Genomic DNA, 18,765 nt, shown 5'->3' on the forward strand with positions numbered 1-18,765 from the left:
AGTTATATTATTCAGAAATAAAATCATGATACTCGGGGGTTTTTTCCATCTTACTTTGGACATAAGAACAGACAGGGACAATTTTTTTATTTTCCTCCCGAGCATAGTCTATAAGCACTTCCAATAACTTACCTGCCATTCCTTGCCCACGAAGTTCATCCGATACATACGTATGATCCGCTATAATTGTATGATCATCTTTTGTTTTAAATGTAATCTCTGCCAGTGGTTTCTGCTCATTTTCACCAACGTAAAATTTATGATCACCTTTTTTTATTGTTGCCATTCTATCCCCTCCTATTTTTTCATCGTACCACAAAAGATTATCACTTGAAAAAGAATTTGATTATAGATTCTTAATTATCAGTCATTAACCAATCTTAGTTCCATTTTCGACCGTATCATCGGGAGATAATAAAATAACATCTCCTTCGCTTGGCATTCCACCTAGAACCAATACTTCCGATTTATATCCGGCAATCCGCATCGGTGGAAAATTCACTACCGCCACAACTTGACGTCCAATTAATTGCTCGGGTTCATATCGCTTCGTTAATTGTGCAGAAGATTGTTTGACTCCTAACTCACCAAAGTCAATTTCAAGCTTGATTGCCGGCTTCCTCGCTTCTGGAAAATCTTCTGCTTTTATAACTGTGCCAATTCGCATATCTACTTTTTGAAAATCACTAAACTCTATCATTTTATTACCTCCACATTTATACTGAAATATACGTTAATGCTTTTCTAAATGAACTTAATACTTCCACTTCTCCATCATCATTGACGTATATGTTATCTTCAATACGTACACCTCCAACTGTTGGTATATAAATTCCCGGTTCTATTGTAAACAAGAGCCCGGCTTCAATCTTATCTTCATTTTCTTTATGTACGGATGGTGATTCATGCACTTCCAGTCCGAGTCCATGACCAATTCGATGCGTGAAATACGCTCCATAATGTTTTCGAGTTATGTAATTTCTCGCCGCTAGGTCAATTACTTTTAGAGGCTCCCCAGCTTTAACCGACTTAATTGCTAATTCATTCGCTCGACAAACTGTATTATATATGTCTATTTGCTCTTGTGACCCTTCACCCACGATAAAAGTTCTTGTTAGATCAGAATGATAGCCATTTACCGTTACTCCAAAGTCAAAAAGTAAAAAATCTCCCCGTTGAATCTTGCGGTTTCCAGAAACTCCATGGGGAAAGGCTGAATTTTCGCCACTTAACACAATTGTTTCGAATGCGATTCCATCAGGTCCAAGTAACATTAATTGGTATTCTAATTCTGCTTTAATTTGTAATTCAGTCATGCCTTCCTGGATTTTTTCTAACGTATTCACTAAACCTTTTTCGGTAATGTGAACCGCCTTTTTGACATTTTCAATTTCCTCTTGAGACTTTTTCAATCGCTCCGAGTTAATAAACGACTCAAGATTTTTAAATTGAGCATCTGGATAATGTATAGCAAACTGCTCATATTGAGCGACAGTCACATAATTTTTTTCAAAAGCAAAGGATGTAATAGATTGTCCAATTGTTTGTACAAATTTTTCGTAACCATTTTCGGTATCTGTAACTGATATGAGTTCATCCACTTTTGCTAATTCCTTTGCCGCATCTTCATCAAGCGCCGGAAGAAATAAGATTGTTTTTTCCGTTTTTGCATTCACAAAAAGAACAAAAAATCGCTCATGTGGATCTGAATGAAAACCTGTATAATAATAAATATTAATCGGTGATAAAATTAGTGCACTATCCACTTTTAAATCGTTGCGGATATAATTTATTAATCTTTTCTGTCTCGTTTTATACATAATAACATCCCCTCTTTTTCTTTGTTATTAGATTACTAAATCTAAATTACAAGATGTACACTGGGTACATTTTTTCAATTCGCTGTTATTTACCCGTTAAATCGGGAATTCATTCATGATGGGTACATAACTATTCTTTATGTGACCTTTAATACGGAAATCTATTCATGACGGGCACATATCAGTGTACTGTCCTGTTTTAGAAAACGTTCTCATAATTTATTACACCATGAACCATTATTGCTACTAATTATTTTTCTCCCGTTCTTTCTCCAATTGCTCTTCAAAGATTTTTTTCGCTTCTTCTTCCGATTTACTGTCAATGAAATAGGCAATTGCTGCTTCACATAACGCGTATGTTCCTGCGCTTGCAATGGAAGCAGAGATAATACTGCCTGCACCGGGAAACACTTTCACCAAATGTCTTGAAATTTCTCTCAAAGCGACTCCTACTCCAACGTTTACCCCCATAGCGCCGACAAATTGGATAATCGTTTTTCGATTTAGTTTTTTTCCACTAATCATTGCAATTGTTCCGATCATCGATAATTGAAGACCGGTAATAATAGGCATATCTGCAATTGGAACAGGTGTTGCTCCGACCAATCCGGTAACTGTCATCACACTTTTACCAATATTACGAGCTAGTTTTTTTTGAACTGATTTTACTTTTGATATTTTAGCTAAAATTACTTGTGCTTCTCTTGGAAGTTCTGTAATTAAATAATCGAGTAACACATCAATATTCCAGCGACGATCATAGATGATCTTTCCATTTTCATATTCCACATAAGCGCTGATCGGGATAACAATAACTGGTGTTGCAATTATTTCTTTAATTTTTTCCCCGAGTAAGTCTACCGTGGCTGAAATATTTTCCTGTTTTTTTGGATGTTTAAAAGGAGGTTCACTGTCTGAAACAGGTGCTAATTCATCTACTTGAGTAACGATCCCAACGATAGGAACTTCATATGTATGCATCTCATAAATATCACGTTTTAATTGTAAGAGCTGATGTAAATCTTCGTCAATTCGAGACCCTACTTCTTTTCCTTTGCACAAAAATAAAATAACATCTGGACACTTATTTTTAATTGATTGTTTTACTTCTTCAATAGGGGTTTCCGATCTAGAAGCTTCTTCAGGCCTATGAGATTCTCCTAGACCCCGGGTATCTAATATATCAATTCCGCCTAGTTTATTTTCAAATAAATACCATTTACCACTGCCCGTTTGAGATTTATAGTCACCAACTTCCGCTTTTTCCTCTCCAAAAATGGCATTGATTAAACTCGATTTTCCGGCTCCTCTTCTTCCAACGATTGCAATACGAGCTGGTCTTGCACCTACAACGAAGGACTGCAATCCAATAATCTCCTCCTTGATTTGTGCTTTATTTTTAGATGACACTTTAGAGCGATCTACATTATTTAATATAAATCGAAATAATTCTTCCATTTGTTGATATATATTATTTTTATTATCCTTCATTGATGTTCAATCCTTTTTAACCAGTTTTTTACTATCTAAACTATCTATTCTACCATTCGGATTTCATAACAGTTTAATATTTGTGCCGGATAACTTTCAGCAAGCATTCCATCATACATAATTTCAACTTGCATTCCTTCTTCAAAGTCATTCATAGAAATTGTATTTCCCTCTTTGTCCATTAAACTCGCTTCTATAGTAGATACTGAAATCTGGTCTGCAGAGCTGAGTTCCGCTTCTCCATCATTTGGAGTTACCATTAAATATTTTTCATGAACTTCGAGTATTTGAGCTTCAAAAGTTGACTCATCTAAATCATTATCCTGATTATTGACTTGAGATTGAGTGCAGGCTGCTAATAAAAACACAATTCCTAATGAACTTAAAACTATTTTAAGCTTCAAATTAAATCCCTCATTTACTCTTTTACATATATTGTATCTGATTTGAACATTTTTCCAACCTATTTAAGGACATTCACACAATTTTTGAATAGAATATACAAAAAACTTATTGAAGGATTGATAACATGAATACTGTTGCATTTCCTATTTTGCTAGGCACAAAACGTTTTCAACAACAAGAAAAGAAAATTTATTATCCATTCGTTTATGGATTGCAAAATCAATTAGTAGAACAGAAAATAAATCAGGAAATATTAACTATTGTAAATATGCTTATTGAGGAACAATACAGAACACAAAATACTACTGAGTTTGTTGAAATGCTTGGGACTTATGAGATAAAAACAAACGAGAGAAATATTCTTAGCATTAATTTTTCAAATTATGCCATTTTCTATCAAGCTGCACACGGCTTAACGCTTATGAAATCTCTAACGATTGATGTTGAGACAGGGGAAGTATTTCAGCTTGCAGATTTATTTATAGCCGGTAGTGATTATGTTGAAGTTTTATCGATTAAAGTAAAAGAACAAATTCATGAGCGAAATATTACTTTGTTAGAGCCTTTTACTCAGATTAGCCCTAATCAAGACTTCTATATTGCCGACAAATCACTTGTTCTCTATTTTCAACTATATGAACTAACAGCTTACGTGTACGGTTTTCCAATGTTCCCAATCTCGGTTTATGAGCTTAAAAACATTATTAGAGAAAATGGTCCATTAGGAAGAATGGCAACAAACAGTTAATAAATATATCATCCGCATAAAGAGTTTTACGTAATCCCTTTCAGACTAAGTGACTGTTACTAGTTAACCAGTTCCATTTAAAGAGCTGCCCAACAATCTGGGCAGCTTTCTTTACTAGTGCAAATGTTTTCCATAATCCGGTTTTGCTATATCATCGAAGTTCTGAACCAATTTCTCCAAGTTCTTCGTTAACTCTTCCTCGGTCATCGGCAATCCATGCCCTGTAACGGCTACTGAAGGGTGAAATTGGGCTAATTTTTCAACCGATTCCTTTGCCGCTTTCCAATCTGTTGTCAAATATCTAGGAGGGCCACTAATTTCCTTCTCTTGGGTCATGACTCGATATAAGTACTCTTGCTTCACTGTAACAAATGTGTCTGCTGCTATTAATGCTCGGTCTTTTTCTCTAAAAAGTGCGACTTGACCTGGTGAATGTCCCGGTGTATGAATCCATTTAAATTCCGGTAATTCAGGAACAGTACCATCTGCGGGCAAAACATTTACATTATCTCCTAAATTAATTGGATCGTTTGGAAATATCGGAGACATTTTCGAAACTAATCCTCCTTCTACTGTGGCATCAGGTTCAGGATACTGTTTCTGTCCCGTTAAATAAGGAATTTCCAGTTCATGGGCATAGACGGGTACATTCCATCGTTCAACTAATTCAATTAAAGCACCTACATGGTCAAAGTGTCCATGCGTTAAAATGATTGCTTTCGGTTGACTATCCACACCAAATCGATCCTCAATCGCCCTTTGAATCATGCTTACAGATTTCGGCATTCCTGCATCAATCAAGACAAAATGCTCGTCTTTTTTTGGATCACCAACCATCACAATATTCACGATCTGCACTGTAAATTGGTATAAATCTGGCAGAACTTCAATTCCTGTTCCACTTGCTATAGAAGTGGCAGGTATATATTTATAATCTTCACCATAGTTCATATTCTTGTCCATCTGGAAAACTCCCTTCATCAATTGGTTATTATTCTTTCACGAATTGGAAGAATTATGACTAAATGAACGGAGTATATATTTGTTTAACAAAAGGAATATTAGGCACTGATCCACTTTCATATAGTTGATATTGATTTTTTCCCTTTTCTTTTAATTCATATAGCGATATCAGCTATTTTAAATAAAGAATCCTGGCTGTCGTCTGCTTGTGATAAAGCGATTCCAACACTAATAGAGACCGATAATGTACTTATTTCTTTTTCGATTGTTAATGTTTCTTGTAATGAATTAATAACTTTTTGAGCAACTCTATTTGCTTCATCATTTGTTGAGTCTGGTAAATATTTATAATGTAATACGCTGCTATTTCTAGGAACTTCTTTCAACTTTTATCTGCTGCTCCTTTCTTATTCCGAAAGTTTTATATTGAATATTTAATGTTTGATCCGAAGCCAAGTTTTCTTTATGGTGATCATCTATTTGAAAGACAAGTCGAATAGAAAAATCATTAACTTCATAATCGGAAGCTTGGAGATAATTTCTTTTTACTACATCTTCCGTCATAATATTGTTATTTTCAGACATTTTTTTAATGAAGGTGCTCTCATTTAGTTACTCGAGCTTGATATCCCCTGATTCATTTATTATTTGGAATCGACTCAATTTGGGGCTTACCGAAACCTTTCCATTGTATAGCATATTCCAAATCTAATCCTTTTTCAGAAGGAGTGGAAATTGGAGAATGTTGTTCAAAACAATCAAATTTCAAATAACAATAGATGTCTGGTCCCTAAATTCCTTAAAAACTGGTACTTTTCTTTCCGTTTATTATAATACATACTAAAATAGAGTACATTTAAATAGTGGAATTTTTATCATTTTACATAAAGGGGTATAAATCATGTCTAACACATTTACAGTTAATAATCCTGCAACTGGAGAAACTTTAGCAACAATTACACGAAACAGTGAAGAAGAGATTAATAAGGCGCTTCAAACAGGTCATGAAGCATTTCAATCTTGGAAAAAGACAAATGCCCATGAACGTAGTCGACTACTAGAAAAATGGTCTCAATTAATTCAAAAAAATAAATTAGAAATTGCAACGGTTATGACAAAAGAAAACGGAAAACCACTTGCAGAATCGATTGGCGAAGTTGACTATGCAACGAGCTATATTGACTGGTATGCTGAAGAAGCAAAACGGCTATACGGTCGTACAGTTCCCGCTCATGTTGATGGAAAGCGCCTTCTAGTAAGCAAACATCCAATTGGACTAGTCGCAGCTATTACACCATGGAATTTTCCGGCAGCGATGATGACACGTAAAGCAGCCCCTGCACTTGCTGCAGGATGTACCTTTATTGTAAAACCTGCCGAAGAAACACCGTTAACAACAATTCGACTTACTGAATTAGCACATGAAGCAGGCATCCCTACAGACGTGATACAATGTGTAAATGGAAAAGGCCGTATCGTTGGGAAAGTGTTTACAGATAGTCCATTAGTAAAAAAATTAACATTTACCGGTTCTACTCCCGTTGGAAAGGCTCTAATTAAAGCAAGTGCCGACACGGTGAAAAGTGTTACGATGGAACTTGGTGGTCATGCACCAGTTATCGTTGCAAAAGACGCTGATATAGATAAAGCAGTTGAACAAACGATTATAACGAAATTCCGTAACGCTGGACAAACTTGTGTCTGTGCCAATAGAATTATTGTTCACGAATCCATTGTTGATGAATTTTCTACTAAACTTGCTGAAAAGACAAAACAACTTGTCGTTGGTAATGGCTTAGACGAAAATACCGATGTCGGTCCAGTAATTAACGAAGGCAGTTATGAAAAAATAGTTCATCAAATCGAAGACGCCGTAACCAAAGGTGCACAGGTATTGGCTGGTGCAGAGTATGATGTTGACGAGAATAAAAAATGCTTCTTCGTTTATCCAACGATTCTTACAGACGTAACAGACAAAATGGAAATTATGCACGAAGAAACGTTTGGTCCTGTTGCTCCAATCACTACGTTTAGTGAACTTGATGAAGCAATAAAGATTGCCAACAATACTCCATATGGGCTTGCAGCTTACTTCTTTACAAACGATTACAGAATTGGAAACTATTTATTTGATAACCTTGATTATGGAATCATCGGCTGGAATGATGGTGCACCTTCAGCAGCCCACATCCCATTTGGTGGAATGAAAGAAAGTGGACTAGGTCGTGAAGGTGGTACGGAAGGAATTGAACCATATCTAGAAACAAAATATTTATCAATCGGCAATTTGATTGACTAATATGGTAAAGAATCCCGAAACTTGCTTTCGGGGTTCTTTTTGCATTCAATCTATCCAAAAAATCTGCGAACGCTGAATATATTGTAATATCGCTGAATTATATTAAGTTGCGATGAATTTAACGCGTTATCGCTGATATATTTGTAGTTCCGCTGAATCCCTTCGAAAATTCGCTGAAATTGTCCTGAAAAATAAAGTCCTCTAATCAAACTACGACTAGAGGACTTTATTGCTGTATTACTTTCCAAACTGTGGAATTGGGTTTTCTCCAATTGCAACATGGATGATTCTTTTCTCTGTGTAGAAATCAAATCCATAATGTCCACCTTCACGTCCAATACCAGATGATTTTGATCCTCCAAATGGTGTACGTAAATCACGAACATTTTGTGCATTTACCCAAAGCATTCCAGCTTCAATTTGATGTGCAACACGGTGACCGCGCTTCATATCATTTGTCCATACATATCCTGCAAGACCATAATCAATATCATTCGCTAGCTTAATCGCTTCCGCTTCATCTTTGAACGTCATTACGGTTAATACCGGCCCAAAGATTTCTTCCTGTGCTACACGCATACTGTTTTCTACATTAATAATCATCGTTGGTGCAACAAAATTCCCACGTTTAAACTCGTCAGGTATTTCCCGGGTAATTACTTCCGCACCTTCATCTTTTGCAATCTGTAAATAACTTACTACCTTATTATAATGCTCTGTATGAATGAGTGGGCCTACTTCCGTTGTTTTGTCTAATGGATCTCCAATTTTAACGTTTTGAACACGTTTTTTTAATGCTTCAATAAATCTGTCTTTAATTCCTTCCTGTAAGAAAAGACGAGAGTTTGCTGTACATCTTTCACCATTAAAAGAGAAAATTCCCCATATGCAGGCATCTAATGCTCTGTCAAAGTTTGCATCATCAAATACGATAATTGGCGATTTACCACCAAGCTCCATGGATGTCTCCTTTAATGTATCGGCTGCGTTTTTAATAATTGTGGAACCTGTCGTTGTCTCTCCAGTAAAGGAGATAAGTTGTACATCAGGATGTTTTACTAAAGCATCGCCTGCTGTTTCACCGTAACCGTGAACTACGTTAAATACTCCCTTTGGAAGATCAGCTTTATCAATAACTTGTGCAAGCAAGTTTGCAGATAAAGGAGAGAACTCAGCCGGTTTTAAAACAACAGTATTTCCGGTGGCTAGTGCTGGAGCAACTTTCCACGTTTCGAGCATAAACGGAGCGTTCCAAGGTGTAATTAGTCCCGCAACTCCTGCAGGAACATTAATCGTATAGTTGATAAACTGATCATCAACTTGATACGCATCGCCTACAAGACGGCTTTCTACCATTCTTGCATAAAAGCGGAAATTCTCAGAAGCTCTACTAACCATATTACGGGTCTGTTTGATAGGTAAACCTGTATCTAATGATTCTAAGTAAGCGATATTTTCCACTTCTTCATCAATTAAATCTGCAATTTTATAAATATAAGCCATTCTCTCTTTTAATTTCATCGTTCTCCAAGGACCATTGTCGAATGCTTCTCTTGCTGCTGCAACTGCTTTGTCAATGTCTTCTTTTCTTCCTTCTTGAACGACATTAATTTTTTCATTAGTAAAAGGGTTGAAATTTTCGAATGTTTCACCTGCTTCACTTTGAACAAATTCGCCATTAATATAAAGCGATATATCAGGTTGTGTAATATGTTGTAAAGTAGTAGCCATTTTTGCTCACCTATCCTTTATTCTAAAGTTATTTCGCATTTTATTAAACTGATTGTTTATCAAGAATATCCATATTTACTAATGTTTCACGTACTTCCTCTTGTAACTCTTCAGATGGCAATCCGAGCGGTAAACGAAGTTTTGGAGTAATTTTCCCCATCATACCAAGTGCAGCTTTAGCAACCGTCGGATTCGTATCTTTAAATAGAACATCATTTAAAGGCATTAATTCAAAGTGGAGATCTTGTGCTTTAGCCACATTCCCCGCATCCCACGCATTATATAGTTCAGCCACTTTTTTCGGTTCAACGTTTGCAGTTGCACTGATAAAACCTGCTCCACCGATTGCAAGCATTGGGTAGCATAACAACTCAATTCCTGAATATAATAGAAAATCACGGCCACAATTTAATAACACTCTGTTTACATGTTCGAAGTCTTTATTCGATTCCTTAGCACCAATGATATTCGGGCAATCTTTAACAAGACGTGCCATTGTTTCTACTTCCATATTTACAGCAGTACGACCAGGAATATTGTAGATGATAATTGGAATTTCAACCGAATCAGCAACTGTTTTAAAATGTTGATATAACGCTTCTTGGTTCGGTTTATTGTAGTAAGGAACAATAACCATTGCTGCATCTACACCGATTTCCTCTGCATACTTTGTCAACTCCATCGTCTCATCATGGTTCGTTGATCCAGTTCCAGGTGCAAAAAATACTCGACCATCAATCGCTTCTTTTGCAAGAGCCATTACTCTTTTTCGTTCAGCGACAGTTAAAGAACTTGGTTCCCCACTCGTTCCTGTAACAGAAATACCGTGGCTTCCACTTTCAATCTGCCAATCTACTAAATTTTTAAATGTTTCTTCATCGATAGATCCATCTTCTTTGAATGGTGTGATTACCGGACAGATAGAACCTCTTAATTTCTTTTTTTCTTCATCATAAATACTCATACATATCTTCTCCTATTCTATTTATATTCTCTATAAAACTTCCTTAAACAATTTGTTATATAAATAATATACTAAATAATATATGATTTCAACTATATTTATCTATTTTTTATTTTTCAGACTTGAAATAATTTCATAATCCAATATTTAACTTTAAAATCCGATGCCATTAGTTTAGATATTCGTTTACACTCTAGGTGGTGCTTTCCACATGCGACCGTATAAGCTTCGTTCGACTAAAGCTTCCTAGTATCGGCGGGGCGCGGTTTTTATCGGCGGAGCAAATGATTTATCGACTGAGGACGTAATAGAACGGCGATAACTGTTTTATCGACGAATTAACTTATAAAGTCGACTCACTTACATAAAATAAACAGTCTACAAAAGTAAACTGTTTATTCCTATAAACCATGTCAATTATTTCATTAAGTCGGGTAAAAATGTAACGATTTCTGGAAAAATCACTATCAATGCTAAACACAAAATGATCGTGAGTAGCATTGGAATAACTCCTTTGAAAATACGCTGAATCGGCATATCTTTTACCACACCACTTATAATATAGACACTTAACCCAAGTGGTGGAGTGAGAAGACCCATATTCATTACAAAAATCATCACTACTCCGAACCAAATACCGTCAAATCCTAACATTGTAATTAATGGATAGACAACTGGGAGTGTAAGTACGTAAATAGCAATTCCTTCTAAAAACATCCCTAAGATAAAATACACGATTAAAATAAATACCATAATTACCATCGCAGGCAATGCTAGATCAGAAACATACTTTGTGATTGCAACTGGTATTCGGCTAAGTGCCAGAAATTTACTAAAAATATCAGCACCAATTAATATGAAAAAGATCATTGCTGTTAATCTTGTTGTTTCGCTTAATGAAGCTTTAAAGTCAGTCCAACTTAATCTTCTCGTAATAATCGCTAAGAGAAATGCTCCAAATGCACCAACGCCACCTGCCTCAGTTGGAGTAAAATACCCAAAATATATACCTCCAACACTTAGAGCGAACAAAAATACAAATGGCCAAACACTATTCAAAGAGAGCACTTTTTCTTTGAATGGTTTCTTTTCTGTGACTGGTGCGAGTGCCGGATTTCTTAAGACCATTATATAAATAACGATCATAAATAATGCCATCTGTAATAAACCGGGAACAAGACCAGCGATGAGTAATTTTCCAATCGGCTCCATCGTTAATATACCGTATAGTACAAGGATCACACTTGGCGGAATTAAAATACCGAGTGTACCACCTGCAGCTACACAGGATGTAGATAATTCATCGTCATAACGATATTTTTTCATCTCCGGTAAAGCAATTCTTGCCATAGTAGCAGTTGTCGCATTAACAGATCCTGAAATAGCAGAGAACATTGCACTTGTGCCTATTGTTGTAATAGCGAGACCACCTTTAACATGTCCAATCCAAGCGTCTACAGCTCGATATAAATCATGCCCAAAACCGCTATAAGATAAGAACATTCCCATTAAAATAAATAATGGAATAACACTTAACGAATAAGAACTTGCAGTTGAAAATGGTGTTGTTCCCAATTGAACAAATGCTGAGTCCCATCCCCTAATTAATGCGACACCACATGTTCCTACAATGATTAAAGAAATGCTGACTGGAACTCGAATTAGGAATAATACTAATAATGCGACAATTCCTATTATACCTATAAATTCTGGACTCATTTCTTGTTCACCGCCAATCCAAAATAGTGGATCGCTTTAAATATTGCTGTAAGAGCAAATATTATAAGCGTAAATGTAATAATAAAAAGAAATGGGTGAACAGAAATAGCCAAATCAGTTGTCGTTGATTTTCTTTCCATCATACGAAGTCCATTATCAAATAAATGTTTAGACATGATGAATAAAATTACCGCTATTACTATTTCTACAACTCCGAGTAACATATTTTTTGCCTTAGCTGAAAATTTATCAACAATAAAATCAATTGTTATATGTTCTCCCTTACGATGTGTTATTGCTAAAGCAAAAAACACAAGTAAGGCTGCACCGAGTTCTGTCAGTTCGTAAGTTCCTTTTAAAGGTTTGTTCAATAAATTTCGTCCAAGTACATCAAACGTAATAATTGTCATAATGAAAACTAGAAACAGGTTCGAAATAAACTGTTGTATGTCAACTATTTTGTCCAAAATTTTTTCTGACTTCTCTATCCATTTAGCCATGGTGCTTTCACCCCTAGTTTACTTCCCGGTTAGTTCAACTGCACGATCATACAATTCCTGTCCAGGTAATCCTTTTTCTTCAACATTATCAATCCAATTTTCAATTGTTGGATTAATATATTCACTCCATTCCGCTAATTCATCATCACTTAATTCATAGATTTCTACGCCTTTTTCTTTTGCCTGCTCAATAGCTTCTTGTCCGAACTGATCGAATACTTCACCTGTTTTTTCTATCATTTTATCTCCAGTTAATTCTTGAATCGTTTCCTGATCTTCAGGGCTAAAGCTATTAAACACATCTTCATTCATGACAACGAACATCGTAGTAGAATAGAAGTTTCCAACTGTTGCGTATTTAATCACTTCATCTAATCCCCATGTTTTTACTGCTTCCCATGGTGCAATCGTTCCGTCAACAACCCCACGTTCCAATGCTTCAAAATTCTCATTCATTGGCATAGAAACTGGTGTTGCTCCAAGTGCTTCTAACCACTCACTTGTTTCTGGTGAAGGGGAACGGATTCTCATTCCTTTTAGATCATCAATACTTTTAACAGGCTTGTCCACTGTATATAATTGAGCCGGATCGGTTGTATAAAGCCATAATGGTACAGTACCTGCATACTCATCATTAAACTCCTCAAATTCGTTATACAATTCCCATAATGTTTTAGATCCTTCCACTGAAGATTCTGACATAAATGGCAATTCCATCACAGAAGTCATCGGGAACTGATTTGGTGTGTAACCGTGTACACTTAAACCAAAATCAATAGACCCAGTCGCAGCTGCATCAAAATGTTCATCTGGAGCCGCTAGTGATGCACCTGGATAAGATGTAATTTGAATTCTTCCATCCGTCGCGTCATCTAATTCTGCTGCAAATTGTTGAACCTCTTCTTCCATGAAATGTGTTGGTGGGAAAAAATGTGAAAAATCTAATTCATATTCTTCTCCACTTGAACTTTCTTTATCATTATTAGCATCTGCCGTGTCATCACTTCCTCCACATGCTGCTAAAAATAAAATCCCCAAAATAGCTAGCAACGAAAGGGAAATTTTCATTTTTTCTTTTAAGTTGGTACGCATTTACTTCACTCCTCGTTGATTTGTAGTAATTTTTCATATTAAAGCGCTTTCGAAAAATAACCTAAAAGTATCCCTCCAATTGTCCCCCTTTTTTACTTTTCTTAATGTCAATCATATATCATTAGATATATGTTATCAAGTAATTTTGACAAAAAATTTGCACTTTTTTACATGCCAATTGTACTAGTCATAATTTTCCCATTATCTATTCACAGAAAGTTATTTGCAATAATATATCAATTCTTATATATTTAATATATGATTAATAATAAAAAGTTGAACAAAAGACAATATGCATACCAAGTTATCCGATCTAGAATTCTTGATGGAACATATGTGCCAGGACAACGAATAATAATCGATCAAATTGCGAAGGAGGTTAATTCCAGTCATATACCTGTTCGTGAAGCCATTCATCAATTAGAGTCAGAACAATTAATTGATTACGAACCTAATATTGGAGCCATAGTTAAAGGAATTAACGATTCACTATATATGGAAACTTTACAAGTGTTAGCTTTACTAGAAGGTTATGCAACTGCATTAAGTGCACCCCATATAGATACATCAGGAATTCAAAAATTAAAAGAAATTAATTTACGTATGAGTGAATACTTGAAAAGTTATGAATTAGACAAAATCGCTGATGTTAACAGAGAATTTCATTACTTTATTTACTCTTTTTGTCCGAATGAATTACTTCTTGTTAAGATCAAAGAAATGTGGGAACGTCTCGATGTAGTTCGAAATTCAGGGTTTAGATTTTTCCCTAAACGAACTCCTCATTCAATTGATGAACACAATAAAATCATTGAGCTTATTGAAAAGAATGTGGATGCTGAAGAAATTGAAACATTTACAAGAAAACATAAGCTTAATACATTAGAAGCATTTAAACATCGAAATGCATAATAAGGTATCTTTTATGGCTGTCGAGAAAGCCTCGACAGCTATTTTAATTCCTATCACTTCTTAGCCCCCTACCAGTGAGTTAAAGGATATGGATGAACAGCGTGAGCTCTTCTTCGTCTTTTCCACTGAGATCAATGGTGTGGGAGAACGCCGCAGGGCTCTTTGCATATTTACAGGCGCCCGCGGGACTTGTTAAATAAAGAGCATATTATACAAACGCTAGTAGTTAGAAAAGATTAATGTTTCAGCATCATCTAGGGTGTTATTTATACCGCAAATGGATATTGTTTTGTTTATAGGTCGGCCTAGTAAATTCATGAACTTCCAACGACAATGCCAAGTAGCGATTCTCAAAAATCTCCGCAAAATGATCTTTCACTGTTTTAAAAAGATCATCGCATACTCTCTTAATCTCTCCATCGGTTCGTCCGCTACCAAGTTTTAAAATGACGTGGACAAAAGCATCATCTTCACTGCCATCTGCTACACAGTAGTCTTTTAATTCAATTGCTCTTGTTCGAAGCCCACCAATTGGAATAACATCTTGATGTTGTAATAACGTATCATTTGCTTTTTTTAATAATGTTGGAATATCTGACACTTCCTTTATATTATCCGTATACTCAAAAGTTAAGTGTGGCATGCACATTTCTCCTTTTTATTTTGAATCAATTAATAATCTTCACCAACAATTGTATTTACCAGTCTGCCAATACCTTCAACTTCTGTAATTACCACGTCACCAACTTTTGTATCAACCGATCCTTTAGGAGTTCCTGTTAAAATGAGGTCATTTTCGTTTAATGTCATAAAGGAACTTAAATATTCAATAAGTTTTGGGATACCAAACACCATGTCCGCAGTTGTTCCTTCTTGCTTAATTTCTCCGTTAATATACGTACGTAAAGTTAAATTCATTGGATCTTCAATAGCTTCTTTATCGACAATCCATGGACCAATTGGTGTACATGTATCCCGGTTTTTCACTCGTAAATTAGGGCGATAATAATTTTCTAAATAGTCACGAATCGCATAGTCATTTGCAATTGTATATCCCGATACATAGTCATAAGCATTTTCTTTTTTGATATTTTTTCCTGTTTTTCCAATCACGACGGCGAGTTCACACTCATAATGCATAAACATTACATCACTTGGTCGTACCGTATGCCCATGATGACCGATAAATGTGTTAGGACCTTTTAAGAAAACTAACGGTTCCGTTGGTGCTTTAAAAGACAGCTCAGCAGCATGATCTGCATAATTAAGTCCTAGCGTAAATACAGTCTGTGGCTCTACTGGTGGTAACCAGACAACATCTTTTTCTTCAACAATTCGCCCATCATTTAGTCTTACTTTCCCATCAACTTCTGTTGCATCTTGAATTAATCCGCCGAAACTTACTCGTGCACGCTTCATGCTAAATCTCCTCCTATGACATCTTTTTCTGGGATAATTCTATTTTCAATTGCTCCAATACCTTCAATTTCAATTTTTACTAAGTCATTTTCTTTTACCTGTGGCGCATTTTCCGGAACACCTACTAGTAAAACGTCTCCTTTATTTAATGTCATAAATTCTGTTACATCGGCAAGTAGTTTTTCAACGGAACGAATGACATTTTTTGTACTGTTTTCTTGTTTTACTACTCCATTCACAGATACGGTAATATGTAAATCATTCGGGTTTTGGATTGACTCACGTGCAGTAATCCATGGACCGATTGGACAAAAGCCGTCGCGTGTTTTCTCTTTTATTGCTGGACGGTGAACACTTTCATGTGGAATACTTACATCATTAACAACTGTATAACCAGCGACATAATCAAGTGCGTCTTGTTCTGATATTTTTGTTGCCGTTTTTCCAATCACGATACCAAGTGCTGCTCCCATTTCAAGAGCTTCTACATCTTGAGGAAGAGGGATTGCCTTTCCATGACTAATAAATGTATTCTTTGGCTTTATGTATAGAATCGGTGCTTTTGGTGGTTTTTTATACGGATCTTCTCTCATTGACGGCTCTAGTTTTTCAAATGCACCTCGATAGTTCAAAAGTGTACCATATAACGTTCCATCCACTGGTACATCAAATGGTAATGTATCTGTCTGATAGTCAATCCCTTGAATTTCTACTGTTCCCTGATCTTGTACTTGTCCCTCAAGTAACTGTTCTATTCCGCGTAATTTCAACTTTATTGTCTGCATTAATGATCAACTCCTCGTATTTTTATATGAAAACAAACCTTTTTCATGATAGATGGTGGCTCCCCACAAATGCGGGCAATGCTGGTTTCCTATATAGAAATAGTAGCTTTAAGAAGATGTTCAAAAAGTCCGGTAAAAATGACACTGCGATAGGGGAGCTTCTGCTAAAATCGCCCACGTCCTGTGGGCAACACGGAAGTCAGTACATCCTGTACAAGTCCGCTCCTCGTAAAAAGAAAACCACTTTTCCTTCGTGCGATGTGGATTCAGGTAAGCTTTCCTTGTGCTCGAACTTCGCCGCCTTGAACTTCCGACGCATAGGACGTGCTAGTGTTGGCGTTGCGACAAATCTTTACGGTGAGACGAACGAAAGTGCAGTCCCAGGCTGTCAGCGCTTTTAGCCGACTTGGTCCTTTTTATCCTTTTTGAACACGCGCTTTAAGACATACTTCGTCACAAAGAGACCAGCAAAAAAACTGGTCTCTTTTCTTTATTCTAATTAACTTACAACTGAATCTATTCCATATCTTCCTGCGTAAAATGTCAGTGGATCTCCCTCCGTTGTTTTAATATCGATTACTCTACCAATAAACAATGTATGATCTCCTACTACGTAAGAAGTATCTAAGTCGCATACAACAGAAACTAATGATTCTTGAATTACTGGAATTCCTTCGATAAATCCAAAATCAATTTCTCTTTCTTCTTTCGTTTGTCCTGCGAAATGCATCGATATATCCTGTTGTTTATCGGAAAGAATATTCACAGCAAATTGTTTGGATTCTTTTATTTTATCAAGCATATTTGCACGATTATCGACTGAGATAGTAATTAATTTAGGAGTGAGTGATACCGACATAAATGCATTTGCTGTCATTCCATGTACTTCATCTTTTGTTTGCGTAGTAATAACTGTTACACCAGTTGCAAACCTGCCCATCGCATTTCTAAACGTTCGATCATCCATCTATCGTCCCTCCCTAATTTTGTTTAGAAAACTTGGCTTATCGCCAAGCCTTTATGGCGAAAGCCTTAGTTGCACTTATGCAGTAAGAAAGGATTTATACTTTCTTATCTGCTAAACTAAAACTGCTCGCATTACTCTTAATCTATTTAAAAACTCAATCGTTAGTTCTTCTTTTAAGTCCGAAGTTTCTAGATCATAAATAATAAGTTCATTTTTAAAATTAGTTAAAACGTTAAATTCACCAACATACACTTCATTCTTAAAAATAATATTAACTTCATAAGTTCCAGGCTTTGGTAAAAAGTATCGGTCAGAAATATTAACCGAGAAAGTGTTATCCAGCTGGGAAGGCTCATTGATCAAGGCTTTTACTTGATAATTCATTCCCAAATAATAGGGAATTATTTCAACGTTTCCTTCACGTAGTAACTTCCGTGTTTCAGTTGAGCTAATTTTCGTATCTATATATGTCTTTTGTGGTACAACGGTCAATCCAAAATCACCTTTGAATGATTCTCTTTCCAAAACTTTCGTGTTACCTTGCGCCCTAAAACCAAAGGTAAAATCAAAACCAACTACGACATGTTTTACGTTCATACCAATAATGTATTTATTGATAAAATCCATAGGAGGAAGGGAAGAGAACTTTTTATCAAACTTCATTATATATAATTTATCTATACCACATTGTGAGATTTTAGTTATTTTTTCTTGTAAAGGTGTTAAATATTTTCTGTTAGTATCCCCTTTTATTACCTCATCAGGATGTGGGTTAAACGTTAATGCAGAGCTTTTAATTCCTAGCTTTCTTGCTTGCTCCTTTGCCTGTTTAAATAATTCTTGATGACCTAAATGAACACCATCAAAAAATCCAATCGCCATCACATGGGATTCCAAATTTTTTAATGTACTCAAATGTGTGAGATAAATGACTTCCATTTCCCTTCTCC

21 protein-coding genes are annotated in these 18,765 nt (G+C 35.8%); 3 read left to right on the forward strand and 18 right to left on the reverse strand.

Features of this window, described 5'->3' with window-relative positions:
- Positions 1-7: 7 nt before the first annotated feature.
- The 5 genes from SPD89_RS07275 to SPD89_RS07295 all read right to left on the reverse strand — a co-directional run bounded on the left by SPD89_RS07275 (position 8) and on the right by SPD89_RS07295 (position 3,715).
- Positions 8-286: a GNAT family N-acetyltransferase gene (locus SPD89_RS07275; protein ID WP_336261296.1), complete on the reverse strand. Its 279-nt coding sequence runs from the start codon at positions 284-286 to the stop codon at positions 8-10.
- Positions 287-370: 84 nt separating this feature from the next.
- Positions 371-700, reverse strand: coding sequence for a chaperone CsaA (gene csaA, locus SPD89_RS07280; RefSeq protein ID WP_336261297.1), 330 nt, complete (start codon positions 698-700; stop codon positions 371-373).
- A gap of 16 nt (positions 701-716) precedes the next feature.
- The gene (locus SPD89_RS07285) at positions 717-1,820 is read right to left on the reverse strand and encodes a M24 family metallopeptidase (protein ID WP_336261298.1); all 1,104 of its coding nucleotides are present in this window, start codon (positions 1,818-1,820) and stop codon (positions 717-719) included.
- Positions 1,821-2,066: 246 nt separating this feature from the next.
- Positions 2,067-3,311 carry a GTPase family protein gene (locus tag SPD89_RS07290; RefSeq protein ID WP_336261299.1) on the reverse strand — a complete coding sequence of 415 codons (1,245 nt, stop codon included), beginning with the start codon at positions 3,309-3,311 and terminating at the stop codon, positions 2,067-2,069.
- Positions 3,312-3,355: 44 nt separating this feature from the next.
- Positions 3,356-3,715, reverse strand: coding sequence for a hypothetical protein (locus tag SPD89_RS07295; RefSeq protein ID WP_336261300.1), 360 nt, complete (start codon positions 3,713-3,715; stop codon positions 3,356-3,358).
- Positions 3,716-3,840: 125 nt separating this feature from the next.
- On the opposite strand from SPD89_RS07295, the gene SPD89_RS07300 reads away from it, so the two are divergent.
- A complete protein-coding gene (locus tag SPD89_RS07300) occupies positions 3,841-4,464 on the forward strand; it encodes a DUF3298 and DUF4163 domain-containing protein (protein WP_336261301.1) in 624 nt (207 codons plus the stop codon).
- Positions 4,465-4,578: 114 nt separating this feature from the next.
- Here SPD89_RS07300 and SPD89_RS07305 read toward each other — a convergent pair whose 3' ends face one another.
- The 3 genes from SPD89_RS07305 to SPD89_RS07315 form a co-directional block, all read right to left on the reverse strand.
- Positions 4,579-5,427 (reverse strand): MBL fold metallo-hydrolase, encoded by an 849-nt coding sequence (locus SPD89_RS07305; protein WP_336261302.1) that lies wholly within the window; start codon positions 5,425-5,427, stop codon positions 4,579-4,581.
- A gap of 155 nt (positions 5,428-5,582) precedes the next feature.
- Positions 5,583-5,813 carry a hypothetical protein gene (locus SPD89_RS07310; protein ID WP_336261303.1) on the reverse strand — a complete coding sequence of 77 codons (231 nt, stop codon included), beginning with the start codon at positions 5,811-5,813 and terminating at the stop codon, positions 5,583-5,585.
- On the reverse strand, positions 5,797-6,012 hold the full coding sequence (locus SPD89_RS07315) for a hypothetical protein (protein ID WP_336261304.1): 216 nt from the start codon (positions 6,010-6,012) through the stop codon (positions 5,797-5,799). The genes SPD89_RS07310 and SPD89_RS07315 overlap by 17 nt, the downstream gene beginning before the upstream one ends.
- Positions 6,013-6,328: 316 nt before the next feature.
- Here SPD89_RS07315 and SPD89_RS07320 point away from each other — a divergent pair, with 316 nt between their 5' ends.
- On the forward strand, positions 6,329-7,726 hold the full coding sequence (locus SPD89_RS07320; protein WP_336261305.1) for an NAD-dependent succinate-semialdehyde dehydrogenase: 1,398 nt from the start codon (positions 6,329-6,331) through the stop codon (positions 7,724-7,726).
- Between the two features lie 237 nt (positions 7,727-7,963).
- On the opposite strand, the gene hpaE is transcribed toward SPD89_RS07320, so the two are convergent.
- The 5 genes from hpaE to SPD89_RS07345 form a co-directional block, all read right to left on the reverse strand.
- On the reverse strand, positions 7,964-9,457 hold the full coding sequence (gene hpaE / locus SPD89_RS07325; protein ID WP_336261306.1) for a 5-carboxymethyl-2-hydroxymuconate semialdehyde dehydrogenase: 1,494 nt from the start codon (positions 9,455-9,457) through the stop codon (positions 7,964-7,966).
- Positions 9,458-9,500: 43 nt separating this feature from the next.
- Entirely contained in the window at positions 9,501-10,421 is a 921-nt protein-coding gene (hpaI, locus tag SPD89_RS07330) for a 2,4-dihydroxyhept-2-ene-1,7-dioic acid aldolase (protein WP_336261307.1), read from the reverse strand.
- A gap of 417 nt (positions 10,422-10,838) precedes the next feature.
- On the reverse strand, positions 10,839-12,140 hold the full coding sequence (locus SPD89_RS07335) for a TRAP transporter large permease (protein WP_336261308.1): 1,302 nt from the start codon (positions 12,138-12,140) through the stop codon (positions 10,839-10,841).
- Entirely contained in the window at positions 12,137-12,640 is a 504-nt protein-coding gene (locus SPD89_RS07340; RefSeq protein WP_336261309.1) for a TRAP transporter small permease, read from the reverse strand. The genes SPD89_RS07335 and SPD89_RS07340 overlap by 4 nt, the downstream gene beginning before the upstream one ends.
- Positions 12,641-12,658: 18 nt before the next feature.
- Positions 12,659-13,732 (reverse strand): TRAP transporter substrate-binding protein, encoded by a 1,074-nt coding sequence (locus tag SPD89_RS07345; RefSeq protein ID WP_336261310.1) that lies wholly within the window; start codon positions 13,730-13,732, stop codon positions 12,659-12,661.
- Between the two features lie 276 nt (positions 13,733-14,008).
- Between SPD89_RS07345 and SPD89_RS07350 the strand changes: the two genes are divergently transcribed.
- Positions 14,009-14,644 carry a GntR family transcriptional regulator gene (locus SPD89_RS07350; RefSeq protein ID WP_336261311.1) on the forward strand — a complete coding sequence of 212 codons (636 nt, stop codon included), beginning with the start codon at positions 14,009-14,011 and terminating at the stop codon, positions 14,642-14,644.
- 262 nt (positions 14,645-14,906) lie between these two features.
- Here the strand turns inward: SPD89_RS07350 and SPD89_RS07355 are convergent, their stop codons facing one another.
- The 5 genes from SPD89_RS07355 to SPD89_RS07375 all read right to left on the reverse strand — a co-directional run bounded on the left by SPD89_RS07355 (position 14,907) and on the right by SPD89_RS07375 (position 18,754).
- A complete protein-coding gene (locus tag SPD89_RS07355) occupies positions 14,907-15,287 on the reverse strand; it encodes a 5-carboxymethyl-2-hydroxymuconate Delta-isomerase (protein WP_336261312.1) in 381 nt (126 codons plus the stop codon).
- Between the two features lie 29 nt (positions 15,288-15,316).
- Positions 15,317-16,063 (reverse strand): fumarylacetoacetate hydrolase family protein, encoded by a 747-nt coding sequence (locus SPD89_RS07360; protein ID WP_336261313.1) that lies wholly within the window; start codon positions 16,061-16,063, stop codon positions 15,317-15,319.
- The gene (locus SPD89_RS07365; protein ID WP_336261314.1) at positions 16,060-16,848 is read right to left on the reverse strand and encodes a fumarylacetoacetate hydrolase family protein; all 789 of its coding nucleotides are present in this window, start codon (positions 16,846-16,848) and stop codon (positions 16,060-16,062) included. Before SPD89_RS07365 ends, SPD89_RS07360 begins: the two co-directional genes overlap by 4 nt.
- 499 nt (positions 16,849-17,347) lie before the next feature.
- Positions 17,348-17,815: a flavin reductase family protein gene (locus tag SPD89_RS07370; RefSeq protein WP_336261315.1), complete on the reverse strand. Its 468-nt coding sequence runs from the start codon at positions 17,813-17,815 to the stop codon at positions 17,348-17,350.
- A 111-nt stretch (positions 17,816-17,926) separates the two neighbouring features.
- On the reverse strand, positions 17,927-18,754 hold the full coding sequence (locus tag SPD89_RS07375) for an FAD synthetase family protein (RefSeq protein ID WP_336261316.1): 828 nt from the start codon (positions 18,752-18,754) through the stop codon (positions 17,927-17,929).
- Between the last annotated feature and the right edge of the window lie 11 nt (positions 18,755-18,765).

It is taken from the genome of Pseudogracilibacillus sp. SO30301A (assembly GCF_037072025.1).
GTDB lineage: Bacteria > Bacillota > Bacilli > Bacillales > Amphibacillaceae > Pseudogracilibacillus.

Excerpts from the sequence above, each read along its gene's own strand:
- SPD89_RS07275 (WP_336261296.1), bottom strand. The coding sequence starts at position 286 with ATGGCAACAATAAAAAAAGGTGATCATAAATTTTACGTTGGTGAAAAT.
- csaA (WP_336261297.1), bottom strand. The coding sequence starts at position 700 with ATGATAGAGTTTAGTGATTTTCAAAAAGTAGATATGCGAATTGGCACA.
- SPD89_RS07285 (WP_336261298.1), bottom strand. The coding sequence starts at position 1,820 with ATGTATAAAACGAGACAGAAAAGATTAATAAATTATATCCGCAACGAT.
- SPD89_RS07290 (WP_336261299.1), bottom strand. The coding sequence starts at position 3,311 with ATGAAGGATAATAAAAATAATATATATCAACAAATGGAAGAATTATTT.
- SPD89_RS07300 (WP_336261301.1), top strand. The coding sequence starts at position 3,841 with ATGAATACTGTTGCATTTCCTATTTTGCTAGGCACAAAACGTTTTCAA.
- SPD89_RS07305 (WP_336261302.1), bottom strand. The coding sequence starts at position 5,427 with ATGGACAAGAATATGAACTATGGTGAAGATTATAAATATATACCTGCC.
- SPD89_RS07315 (WP_336261304.1), bottom strand. The coding sequence starts at position 6,012 with ATGTCTGAAAATAACAATATTATGACGGAAGATGTAGTAAAAAGAAAT.
- SPD89_RS07320 (WP_336261305.1), top strand. The coding sequence starts at position 6,329 with ATGTCTAACACATTTACAGTTAATAATCCTGCAACTGGAGAAACTTTA.
- hpaE (WP_336261306.1), bottom strand. The coding sequence starts at position 9,457 with ATGGCTACTACTTTACAACATATTACACAACCTGATATATCGCTTTAT.
- hpaI (WP_336261307.1), bottom strand. The coding sequence starts at position 10,421 with ATGAGTATTTATGATGAAGAAAAAAAGAAATTAAGAGGTTCTATCTGT.
- SPD89_RS07335 (WP_336261308.1), bottom strand. The coding sequence starts at position 12,140 with ATGAGTCCAGAATTTATAGGTATAATAGGAATTGTCGCATTATTAGTA.
- SPD89_RS07340 (WP_336261309.1), bottom strand. The coding sequence starts at position 12,640 with ATGGCTAAATGGATAGAGAAGTCAGAAAAAATTTTGGACAAAATAGTT.
- SPD89_RS07345 (WP_336261310.1), bottom strand. The coding sequence starts at position 13,732 with ATGCGTACCAACTTAAAAGAAAAAATGAAAATTTCCCTTTCGTTGCTA.
- SPD89_RS07355 (WP_336261312.1), bottom strand. The coding sequence starts at position 15,287 with ATGCCACACTTAACTTTTGAGTATACGGATAATATAAAGGAAGTGTCA.
- SPD89_RS07360 (WP_336261313.1), bottom strand. The coding sequence starts at position 16,063 with ATGAAGCGTGCACGAGTAAGTTTCGGCGGATTAATTCAAGATGCAACA.
- SPD89_RS07365 (WP_336261314.1), bottom strand. The coding sequence starts at position 16,848 with ATGCAGACAATAAAGTTGAAATTACGCGGAATAGAACAGTTACTTGAG.
- SPD89_RS07370 (WP_336261315.1), bottom strand. The coding sequence starts at position 17,815 with ATGGATGATCGAACGTTTAGAAATGCGATGGGCAGGTTTGCAACTGGT.
- SPD89_RS07375 (WP_336261316.1), bottom strand. The coding sequence starts at position 18,754 with ATGGAAGTCATTTATCTCACACATTTGAGTACATTAAAAAATTTGGAA.